Here is a 1,073-nt window from a genome sequence, read left to right as displayed (position 1 = left end):
GGTCAAGCCCCTGGTAGTGGTGTAACTGGTTTTTGATCCTTCGTTGGTGGTCAGGCTGGTATTTGCATCAGTTCATCGGTGGCCACCTCCGTCGTAGGGTTGGTGTCGGGGTTGGTGGTCAGGGTGAGTCGGCAGCGGTTCAGGACCTCCAGCCCGAGGTAGCGGCGGCCTTCGGCCCATTCGTCGGTCTGCTCGGCCAGGACGGCTCCGATGAGCCGGACGATGGCGTCCCGGTTGGGGAAGATCCCCACGACATCGGTGCGGCGGCGGATCTCGCGGTTGAGCCGTTCGGTGGGGTTGTTGGACCAGATCTGGCGCCACACGTCGTCGGGGAGCGCGGTGAATGCGAGCAGGTCCTCGCGGGCGTCGCCGAGGTGGTCGGCGACCTCGGGCAGTCGGCCTTCGGTGTACTCGGGCAGTCGGTCGAACTGCTCGTGCACCGCGGTGGCGGTGGGCTGGTCGTAGACGCTGTGAAGCATCGCTTTCACGGCCGGCCACATGCTTTTGGGGCAGGTGGCCATGAGGTTGGCGGCGTAGTGGGTGCGGCAGCGTTGCCGCGCGGCGCCGGGCAGGTTCGCTGCGATCGCCTCGACCAGTCCGGCGTGGGCATCGGAGGTCACCAACCGAACCCCGTCCAGGCTGCGGGCCACCAGGTCGGCGAAGAAGGTGTTCCACGAGGCCTTGGTCTCGCTGGTGGCCACCTGCATCCCGAGGACTTCGCGATGGCCGTCACCGTTGACCCCTGTGGCCAGCAGTACCGAGGCCTTGACGACCTGCTTGTTCTCGCGGACTTTGATCGTCAACGCATCGGCGGTGACGAACGTGAACGGGCCGGCCTCGTCCAGGCGGCGGTGCCTGAATGCTGCGACTTGCTCGTCCAGATCGGTGGCCATGCGGGAGACCTGCGATTTGGACAGTGAGTCGATACCCAGGGTCTTGACCAGTTTGTCCATTCGGCGGGTCGATACTCCGGCCAGGTAGCAGTCGGCGACGACTGTGATCAGGGCGGATTCGGCCCGCTTGCGGTGCTCGAGCAGCCACTCCGGAAAGTAGCTGCCCGAGCGCAGCTTGGG

Annotated in this window: 1 protein-coding gene; it reads right to left on the bottom strand. The window is 65.9% G+C overall.

The window, feature by feature from the left end:
- Positions 1-50: 50 nt before the first annotated feature.
- Positions 51-1,073: IS256 family transposase (locus G6016_RS13455; RefSeq protein WP_182633145.1), on the bottom strand; the 1,023-nt coding region annotated here is incomplete at its 5' end.

This window comes from Dietzia aerolata, from assembly GCF_014144865.1.
In the GTDB taxonomy this organism is placed as follows: domain Bacteria; phylum Actinomycetota; class Actinomycetes; order Mycobacteriales; family Mycobacteriaceae; genus Dietzia; species Dietzia aerolata.
This window is presented reverse-complemented; position numbering and strand designations above follow the sequence as displayed.